General features: G+C 56.6%; 7 protein-coding genes. 6 read left to right on the forward strand and 1 reads right to left on the reverse strand.

Annotated features, from left to right (window positions below; all coding sequences use genetic code 11):
* The 6 genes from H7A81_RS22580 to H7A81_RS22605 form a co-directional block, all read left to right on the forward strand.
* On the forward strand, positions 1 to 792 hold a 792-nt coding region (locus tag H7A81_RS22580), incomplete at its 5' end, for an aspartate aminotransferase family protein (RefSeq protein ID WP_182058779.1).
* Between the two features lie 142 nt (positions 793 to 934).
* Positions 935 to 1,447: an Lrp/AsnC family transcriptional regulator gene (locus H7A81_RS22585; protein ID WP_034824599.1), complete on the forward strand. Its 513-nt coding sequence runs from the start codon at positions 935 to 937 to the stop codon at positions 1,445 to 1,447.
* 209 nt (positions 1,448 to 1,656) lie between these two features.
* A complete protein-coding gene (locus tag H7A81_RS22590) occupies positions 1,657 to 2,103 on the forward strand; it encodes a GNAT family N-acetyltransferase (protein ID WP_182058780.1) in 447 nt (148 codons plus the stop codon).
* Positions 2,104 to 2,121: 18 nt separating this feature from the next.
* Positions 2,122 to 4,170 carry a hydantoinase/oxoprolinase family protein gene (locus H7A81_RS22595; RefSeq protein ID WP_182058781.1) on the forward strand — a complete coding sequence of 683 codons (2,049 nt, stop codon included), beginning with the start codon at positions 2,122 to 2,124 and terminating at the stop codon, positions 4,168 to 4,170.
* Between the two features lies 1 nt (position 4,171).
* Positions 4,172 to 6,187: a hydantoinase B/oxoprolinase family protein gene (locus tag H7A81_RS22600; RefSeq protein WP_182058782.1), complete on the forward strand. Its 2,016-nt coding sequence runs from the start codon at positions 4,172 to 4,174 to the stop codon at positions 6,185 to 6,187.
* An 83-nt stretch (positions 6,188 to 6,270) separates the two neighbouring features.
* Positions 6,271 to 7,113 carry an oxidoreductase gene (locus H7A81_RS22605; RefSeq protein WP_182058783.1) on the forward strand — a complete coding sequence of 281 codons (843 nt, stop codon included), beginning with the start codon at positions 6,271 to 6,273 and terminating at the stop codon, positions 7,111 to 7,113.
* Between the two features lie 108 nt (positions 7,114 to 7,221).
* Here H7A81_RS22605 and H7A81_RS22610 read toward each other — a convergent pair whose 3' ends face one another.
* Positions 7,222 to 9,387 carry a bifunctional diguanylate cyclase/phosphodiesterase gene (locus tag H7A81_RS22610; RefSeq protein ID WP_182058784.1) on the reverse strand — a complete coding sequence of 722 codons (2,166 nt, stop codon included), beginning with the start codon at positions 9,385 to 9,387 and terminating at the stop codon, positions 7,222 to 7,224.
* Positions 9,388 to 9,735: the final 348 nt, after the last annotated feature.

Raw genomic sequence — 9,735 nt, forward strand, 5'->3', positions numbered from 1 at the left:
GTGTATCGCCTGCCTTATCCTAATGCCTTCCATGGCGTCAGCGATGATGACTGCCTGCAAGCGCTGGAACAGTTGTTCGCCGTGCAGATCCTGCCGGAGCGTGTGGCAGCAATCATCATCGAGCCAGTTCAGGGCGACGGTGGCTTCCTGCCAGCGGGTGCGAACTTTATGCAGGCACTGCGTCGCATTACCGAAAAGCACGGCATCGTGCTGATTCTTGATGAAGTGCAGACCGGCTTCGGCCGCACCGGTACGCTGTTTGCCTTCGAGCAACTGGGCATTACACCGGATCTGGTGACGGTGGCGAAGAGCCTGGGGGGCGGTCTGCCGATTTCCGGCGTGGTAGGTAAAGCAGCCATCATGGATGCGCCACTGCCAGGTGGTCTCGGCGGCACCTATGGCGGTAACGCGCTGGGCTGCGCGGCGGCGCTGGCGGTGTTGGATCTGCTGGAAAACGACAATCTGTTGGCGCGCAGCAATCAGCTGGGTGAACAGCTGAATGCACGTCTGCAACAGCTGGCGGAGAAATATGCCTGCATTGGTGAAGTACGTGGCGTGGGCTTTATGCAGGCGGTGGAGATCATCGACTTCGAAACCAAGCGCCCTGACGCAGCGATGACGCAGAAAATCCTCGACTGCGCCTGCCAGGAAGGTCTGTTGCTGATCAAATGCGGCCTGCATCGCAACGTGGTGCGCTTCCTCGCGCCACTGGTGACCACAGATTCTCAGTTGGAAGAAGCGTTACATATCTTTGATATTGCGCTGGCCCGCGCCAGTGGTCGCCTGGGATAAATCCGGCTTCCTCATTGATATCTCTGGAATTATTGACTCGACCAATGAATGACGTGGCGTGCGGAAGTCGCTAGCGCCGTCACGTCAAAGCGTGATATACCATCGTATCAGCCTGCGCGATTGGTCAACAATGAGGGGTGCTATGAACGGCTTAATGAAACTCGACCGCATCGACATCAACATCCTGGTGCAACTACAAAAAGATGGCCGTATCAGCAACGTCAATCTCGCCGACGCCGTAGGACTTTCGCCCAGCCCTTGTTTGCAACGGGTGAAGCGCCTGGAGCAGGCTGGATTTATTACCGGCTATGAAGCCCACATCAATCTGACCAAAATTACCGATTCCGTTACGGTGTTCACCGAGGTGACGCTCTCAGGCCATCGACGCGAAGATTTTATGAAATTCGAAAATTCGGTTCGCGACGTGGATGAGCTGATGGAGTGCCATCTGATTACCGGCGGCTACGACTATTTGCTACGCTTTATTACCCGCAGTATCGAGCACTACCAGGAAGTGATTGAGAAGATGCTGGACGCGCAAATCGGCATCGATAAGTACTTCAGTTATATCGTGATTAAGTCACCGATTATGAAAAGCACCGTGCCGTTGCGCTCGTTGATTGCCAAACATAATTCTGTGGATTTTAGTGTGTAATTGACCCCATCCTGACCTTCTCCCAGACAGGGAGAAGGTATTGTTTCAACACCGCTATTTGCCCCTGAACCTCCGCACGCATCTGCCACAGCATAAAATTTCTTCTCTGCCGTAAATTCCCTTTATCTTTACTGTTCCGGTCGTGGCTTCACGCGCGTCCTGTGCCTGCATATCCGTACACTCAATTTATCGCTTTACAAGGAGTTGCCATGACCGCTTTAACCCTTGCCGATCATCAATGGCTGCGCGACGAGTTCACCATCTCTACCGATCGCCAGCGCCTTGATATGGATTACATCCACCAGCAATTGACTGAGAAGTCTTACTGGGCCAACGCGCAGCCACGCGCCAAAACCGAGCGCGCATTTGCCGGCTCGTTGCCGTTTGGTGTTTACCATCAGCAACAGCAGATTGGCTTCGCGCGACTGGTGACGGATTACACCCGATTCGGCTGGTTGTGCGATGTGATGATCGACGAAAACTGGCGAGGCTACGGCCTGGGCAGCTGGCTGGCGACCTGTGTGCGTGCGCACCCGGAGCTGGCCACGGTGCACCGCTGGATGCTCTCTACTAATGATGCCCATCAGCTGTATCAGCGCCTTGGCTGGCGTGTGGTGCAGGATCCGCAAAAACTGATGGAATTTCCTCTCTCCTGATAACGGAGCTTGCTCACCATGGGTTACCGCGTTGGCGTTGATATTGGCGGATCCTTTACGGATTTTGCCGTGCTGAATGAACAGACTCATCAGATTCATACCTTAAAAGTCCTGTCGCGACCGGATCAGCCCGGCAGCGAAATCCTCACCGGGCTGTCGCAGTTGCAGCAGCGTGACGGGATTGAACCCCAGCATATTGACTATTTTACCCACGGCACCACCGTGGGCATCAACGCGGTTATCCAGCGACGTGGCGTGCGGCTGGCGCTGTTTGCCACCGAAGGATTTTGTGATGTGCTGGAGCTGGCGCGTCTCAAAATTCCTCATATTCACGATCTCTTTTCGCGACGTCCGGCACCGTTGATTACCCGCGATCGGGTGTTTGCCATCAAAGAGCGAACGGACCGCCACGGCACCGTGTTGCAGCCAGTGGATCGGCAAAGTGTGCTGGATGCCATTGATCAGGCGTGTGCGGCGGGTTGTCAGGGCATTGTGGTGTCGCTGTTACACAGTTATCGCAATCGCCACAACGAAGCAGCAGTCAAAGCCATTATCGACGAGGTGGCGCCTGAACTGCTCACCTCTTGCTCCGCCGACATCTGGCCGATCATTCGCGAATATGAACGGACTATCACCGCCACCATTAATGCCTATGTGCAGCCGATGGTGATTCACTACCTGGAATCGTTTGAACAGGCGTTGCACACCATGGGCATTAAGCCGCCGCCGCGTATCACCAAATCCAATGGTGGCGTGATGGGCGTGGAGCAGGCGAAAAGTGAATGTGTGCAGATGGTGTTGTCCGGCACGGCTTCAGGCGTGATCGGTGCCAGCTTCCTTGCCAGCGCTTGTGGTTTCGACAAGATCCTGAGTCTTGATATTGGCGGCACCAGCGCGGACGTGGCGGTGATCGTCGATGGGCAAGTGGCGCAGGGCAACGGTGAAATCATCGGTGATTTCCCGATTTATATTCCGTCAGTGGCAGTCACCTCGGTGGGGCAGGGTGGCGGCTCGCTGGCGTGGATCGATAACCAGGGCGTGCTGCAGATGGGCCCGGATAGCGCCGGGTCGCTGCCCGGGCCGGTGTGTTTCCAGCGCGGAGGGACGCAGCCGACGGCGACCGATGCCTTTGCCGCCTGCGGCATGATCGGTCATGGCGATCTCGGTTACAACGCGGTGAAAGTCGATGTTGCTGCTGCACGTGCTGCCTGGCAGCCGCTGGCAGATCAACTGGGTATCACGGTGGAAGAGACGGCGGAAACCGCCATCGAGCTGGCGATCTCCAGTATGTACGGTGATACCAGCGGACTGCTGTCGCGCTTTGGGTTGGATCCGCGTGAATTTTGGTTCCTCGCCTTTGGCGGCGCGGGCCCGATGATGGGGTGTTTCCTCGCCCGCGAACTCAATATGAAAGGGGTGATCGTGCCGCCTACACCGGGCGTGCTGTCTGCGCTGGGAGGGTTAGTGGCGGATATCCGCAATGATTTTATCCGCACGCTTTATAGCGATCTGGACGCGACGCTGGCGGATGCACTGGCAACGGAAGCGGAAGGCCTGAGCCAACGCGCACGTGGCTGGCTGTGCGAGCAACACGGCACTGATATGCCATTCACCTTGCACTACAGCGCTGATATGCGCTATCGCGGTCAGTCGTTTGAGATCGAAGTCGCGCTACAGCCAGAGTGGCTGGCGCAGGCCAACGTGGCGGCCTTGCACGAGGCCTTTGACCGCCAGCATCAGCTGCTATTTGGTCACTGTGATGCCAATGCACCCGTGCAAATTATCAACCTGCGTTTAGTGATCGCCTCGCCCACACCGAAGCCAACGCTCAACATCTTACCCGACGCGACCGAGCCCGTTGCCGTTGCGAAACGTGTCAGTGCCTGGATTGATGGCGCATCGCATCAGGTGGATGTGGTGGTGCGTGCCAGTCTGCGGGCCGGGCATCATCTCAACGGACCGGTGATCATCGCACAGGATGACTGTACCACCTGTGTTCCACCGCAGATGCAGGTGGATGTCGATACCTTTGGCAACTTGCTGATTACGCCTGTGGAGGCAAACTAATATGGCCATTAACGGACGTAACCTGCAAATTCTCGCGAACTATTGTGCCGCTGCGGCCGATGCGATGGCGTTTACGCTGATGCGCACCGCGCACTCCACTTTCGTTAAAGAGACCGAAGATTTTTCCTGTCAGATTGTCAGCCGTGACGGCATGGCGTTCGCTTCGCCACGCAGCTTTGGCGCGCCCTGGTACAGCGGCATCGATTACGGCCCGGTGCTGGCGTTAATCGATCATTACGAAGAGGGCGATATCTGCATCACCAATGATTCGTATGCGGGCAATGTGGCCACGCACTCGCCGGATATCCACATCTGGAAGCCGGTGTTCCATAACGGTGAAATTGTCTGTTTTGTGGTGGGTCATATTCACAACACCGACGTGGGCGGTGCGGTGCCGGCTTCGCTGTCGCGCTCGCTGACCGATATCGTGCAGGAGGGCATTCGCATTCCGCCACTCAAGATTGTGCGCAACGGTGAGTTGAATGAAGAAGTCGCCAGCATTATGCGCCTCAACGTGCGTGTACCAGAGCAAAACTGGGGGGATTTCAAAGCGCAGATTGCTTCGGTAAACGTGGGCGAGCGTAAGATCCATGACATCATCGCGCGTTTCGGTATTGAGGATTTCCTGCAGGGCATTGAAGGCATTCTGGACTACGCCGAAGCGCAGGCGCGCAGCATTATCGCCACCATTCCGAATGGTGAATACTTCTATGCTGACTTTGCCGACGAAGATGGTGAAGGCGGCTATCCGTGCCGCGTGGCGATCACGCTGCGCATTAGCGGCGACACGCTGGAACTGGATTATACCGGCAGCGATCCACAGCTGGCCTCCTCGCTGAATATGCCCACCGGCGGCCGTGAACGGCATCCGCTGGCGCTGGTGGGTGTGACTTATGTGCTCTCAACGCTGGATCGCCATCTGCTGCTTAATGCGGGCACCTTACGCCCGACGCGCGCGATTCTGCCGCCGGGCACCGTAATGAACTGTGAAGCGCCCGCCGCGGTAGGCATGCGTTCGCTGACTTGCGCGTTGTCGCAGATCGCCACCATTGGCGTGTTCTCCCAGGCATTGCCCGATCGCTTACCGGCTAACTCACCCGGCGGCAACTCAATCATGAATATCCGTACCAGCGATAGTCAGAACCGCAGCGTCGTGGCCTCGCTAGGGCCTGTCGGCGGTGGTGCGGGCGGTACGCCACGTCATGATGGCCCGGATGGTTCAGGTGGGTTATCGGCGTTTCTGAAAAACACGCCTATTGAGATCAACGAGGCAGAAGTCCCCATCCATTTCCATCGCTATGGGCTGGCGGCGGACAGTGCCGGTGCCGGGCGCTATCGCGGCGGTCTGGCCACGGAGATGGCGTTTGAAATTACCGCGCCCAACACCACGGTAACGGCGCGCAATCGCAACCGGTCAGTGTTCGCCTCGGCTGGCGTGCTGGGCGGTGAGTCAGGGGCATTGTCGCACTTCCGCACGCTGCGCAACGGCAAGGTCATTGAACACGGCAACACCGATGTCATTCGTTGCCAGCCGGGCGATATCGTTGAGGTGCGCGGGCCGGGCGCGGGAGGGTATGGCCTGCCGGTGGAACGTGACGCGGCGGCAGTGCTGCAGGATGTGCGCTGCGGATTTGTTTCAGTGCAAGTGGCACGTGATAGCTATGGCGTGGCGATCATCGATGATGAGGTGGATGAGGTCACCACTGCGCGTTTACGCGCTGAGATGCAGCGCGAAGCCCGGCAGCATTTTGATCACGGCCCAGCCCGCACTGCGTTTGAACAGCAGTGGACACCGGCGCGCTATGCGTTGCTCACCGCGTTTCTGGCGGAAGCGCCGGTCAGCTGGCGCCACTTCCTGAAGCAACAGGTGTTTGACGCCGTGGCGGCGGAGGCACAACCCGTTGCACTTAAGGCAGCCATAGCAGATACACAGCTGGCAGCACTTGACGCGCAGATGCAGGCTATCTTTCAAAATCTGCAACAGCGCTATCCGGCGATGATGAACCGGTCGCACTAAGCGCTAATATTCAGCTTCAGGCTTTGCCATAGTCTTTTGTTGCCCGATGACGGTTCATCAGGCGCATTTAAGAGGATGTCACTATGGCTTCAGCAAACACGCCCGTTTGGTTTATTTCTGGTTGTTCAACCGGCTTTGGCCGGGAGCTGGCGCAGCAGACCATTGCGCGCGGCTTTCACACCGTGGTGACCGCGCGTGACCCGGCGAAAGTGCAGGATTTGGTGGCGGGGCATGACAACGCCCTTGCGGTGGCACTGGATGTGACCGATCAGAACAGTATCGATCGCGCGGTTCACGCGGCGCTGGAGAAATTCGGTACCATTGATGTGCTGGTTAACAATGCGGGTTACGGCTATCAGAGTTCAGTCGAAGAGGGTGATGATCGCGAGATCCGTGATCAATTCGATGCCAACGTCTTTGGCCTGTTTGCCTTAACGCGTGCGGTATTACCGGCGATGCGCAAACAGCGTCGCGGGCACGTGATCAATATCACCTCAGTGGCCGGATTTATTGGCTTTGCCAGCTCAGGCTACTACTCGGCCAGCAAACACGCGGTGGAAGGCTGGTCTGATTCCCTGGCGGTGGAAGCGGCGCCTTTAGGCATCCATGTCACTTGTGTCGAGCCGGGGCCATTCCGCACGGATTGGGCGGGGCGTTCACTGCACCAGACGCCAAGCACCCTACCGGAATATGCCGATACGGCGGCGGCGCGCATGAAAGCCACTTCCGAATACAGCGGCACCCAGGCGGGCGATCCGGCTCGCGCGGCCACGGCGATGATTGCCATCACCGAACATGACAATCCTCCGCGCCATTTGGTGATGGGCGCATGGGGTTATGAGGCGGTGACCAATAAGTTGAAAGAGCGCCTGGCGCAGATCGAAGCCTGGAAACAGACGTCGGTTGATACGGATTTTCCGTCATAACCCTGATGCAGGGTAGATCGCGCCGCCACCGCTAACCGGATTAAATGCGAGCGGCGCGGTTTTGACGTCAATGCCCGCAGGGCAGAACACTCTCCTCCCGCTGGGCATTTATATCATTTTTTCAATCTCTTCAAACGGTACGGCCTGGCTGAACAGATATCCCTGCAGCTGATTACATCCTGCATCGGCCAGCGCCATTTTCTGGGCTTCGGTTTCGACCCCTTCAGCGGTGACGGTTAAGCCCATGGCGTGACCCAGACGCACCACGGATTCAACGATTGCCGCAGAATTTTGCGCCACGCCCAGTGATTGGGTGAAGGAGCGATCAATCTTAATTTTGTCGACCGGGAACGTGCTGAGATAGTTGAGGCTGGAATAACCGGTGCCAAAATCATCCAGCGCAATGCGGAAACCGGCTTCACGCAGCGCGATGATGTTATTGCGCGCTTCGTGCTCATCCTCAATCAATACGCCTTCGGTGATCTCCAGTTCCATATGATGCGGATTGGCGCCTTCTTCACGCACAATTTCAACGATGCGCTCCACAAAGCCACTGGCGCGGAACTGCACGGGAGAAACGTTGACCGCCACAATCACCTGCGGCAATTTCAGTGAGGTTTTACAGGCTTCACGTAATACCCATTCGCCCAGCGGAATGATCATCCCGGTCTCTTCGGCGATGGCGATAAAGTCACCCGGCGAGACATCACCACGTACCGGATGCTGCCAGCGCAGCAGGGCTTCTAATCCCACCACACGCTGTCCGCTGATCTCCATCAGGGGTTGATACCACACGCGCAGGCCATCGAAATTGACCAGCGCCTGACGTAAATCCGTCGCCATCTGCTGGCGGGTGCGCAGCGATTCATCCATCACTTTTTCGAACTGGCGATACTGGCCGCGACCACTGTTTTTCGCCTCATAGAGCGCGATGTCCGCTTTACGCATCAGCTCCATGCGGTCAATGCCATCTTTAGGGGCCAGCGCCAGCCCGATGCTGACCCCAACCCAGACTTCGCTGCCTTGCAGCTCATAGGCTTCACTCAGCTCACTGATAATGCGTTTTGCCAATGCCTGCACCTGACCGATGTTATCGACGTCCGGCATCATCACAATAAATTCATCCCCACCGATGCGTCCTACGGTATCGCTGGCACGCAAGATGTGCGTGAGGCGGCGCGCCACCTCAATGATCAACTCATCGCCCGCATGATGACCATAGGTATCATTGATGTTTTTAAAGCGATCGAGATCAAGCAACAGCAGCGCCACACGCTGATCGTGCCGGGCGGATGCCGCCAGCGCCTGGGTCAGCCGATCTTCCACCAGCGCCCGATTCGGCAGCCCGGTCAGCACATCGTGAAAAGCCAGATGCTGCGCTTGCGCTTCACTGGCACCGAGCTTAAGCAAAGATTGCGACAGATTGAGAGAGGAGGTCCAGATGCGCCTGACCATAAACAGACAGAGCAGGGTAATCAGCAGCACGGATAACAGTGTTGAGGGGCCGAGCATGCGCAACATCTGCGCACCGGGTTTATCCGGTAGCCAGCTCAGGTAACCCACGGCATCGCCTTGCTGTGAATTCAGTTGGTAGAGTGCATCTGTTCCGGGCTGCGGCGCGCCATCGCTAAAATGCAGCTGCTGCAGCTGGCTGCGATCCGCCAGATTACGTAAATAGCCATCATCGAGGAATTTGATACTCACTAATCGATAGCGGCCTGCTTCACGGGTGCTGCTGATATCGCCAACGGCCAGGGCCACGGCACGTTGCCCAATGCGCACGAAATCGGCACGATCGCTGGGACCCGCCACCTCATCGCTGCTCACCACGAGCGGACTGGCCAGCATGTCTTTAAGGTATTGCCCTACGCTGTCACTGGATACGCGTTTACCCTCACGCCAGATCGCCAGTGGCTGATTGTTACGATCCATCAGCAGAATCAACTGGTGGTCAAACATGTCATAAAGCCAGCCGCCGATATTTTGATCTAACCAGTTCTGATCCGGCACGCCCAATGCCAATTGGTCAGCGAGAGGGGACCAGCGAGTCAAACTGCGCAGCTGACGCAAATGTTCATTCAAACTTTGGCTAAAGGAGGCCTCAATCATACGTTGCTGTTGATCGCGAGCCTGTTCATTGCTCAGCGAGGTGCCCCAGAACAAGCCAACACCTGCTCCGGCAAAGGTTAAAACTAAAATCGCCACCAAAGGCAAAATCACTTCCCGAACGAAATTGCGTCTGAATCCATCTGACAGTTTGATTGTATTAATCATTTTAAGGTTCGCGTGACAAGGAGGGCTCATCAATAACGTTAGCAGACTTTATGCAAGCTGCACCCAGTAAGGAAAGCGATAAAGCGGTGAAAATAAGCGATAATTTTTTGAACACTGTCACAAAGGCAACAGTTAAAAATTTTTTATTAAAACCGAAGCCGTTTCGCTTCGATCCTGCTGCCCTAAAGCAAATTCATCCTTGCGTCATTGAGCCGTCACGGCGCTGTCATCTGCCTCGCGCACTGTAGTCGCCATCCCGCAGCACTTGTCGCTGCGTTCCTCAACCATAGCGAATGAGGTATTGAACGTGATGGAGATATCCAGACATCCGACCACTGTTTACCAGGC

It is taken from the genome of Pantoea sp. ME81, from assembly GCF_903970985.1.
Taxonomy (GTDB): Bacteria; Pseudomonadota; Gammaproteobacteria; order Enterobacterales; family Enterobacteriaceae; genus Pantoea; species Pantoea communis.

Excerpts from the sequence above, each read along its gene's own strand:
- H7A81_RS22585 (WP_034824599.1), top strand. The coding sequence starts at position 935 with ATGAACGGCTTAATGAAACTCGACCGCATCGACATCAACATCCTGGTG.
- H7A81_RS22590 (WP_182058780.1), top strand. The coding sequence starts at position 1,657 with ATGACCGCTTTAACCCTTGCCGATCATCAATGGCTGCGCGACGAGTTC.
- H7A81_RS22595 (WP_182058781.1), top strand. The coding sequence starts at position 2,122 with ATGGGTTACCGCGTTGGCGTTGATATTGGCGGATCCTTTACGGATTTT.
- H7A81_RS22600 (WP_182058782.1), top strand. The coding sequence starts at position 4,172 with ATGGCCATTAACGGACGTAACCTGCAAATTCTCGCGAACTATTGTGCC.
- H7A81_RS22605 (WP_182058783.1), top strand. The coding sequence starts at position 6,271 with ATGGCTTCAGCAAACACGCCCGTTTGGTTTATTTCTGGTTGTTCAACC.
- H7A81_RS22610 (WP_182058784.1), bottom strand. The coding sequence starts at position 9,387 with ATGATTAATACAATCAAACTGTCAGATGGATTCAGACGCAATTTCGTT.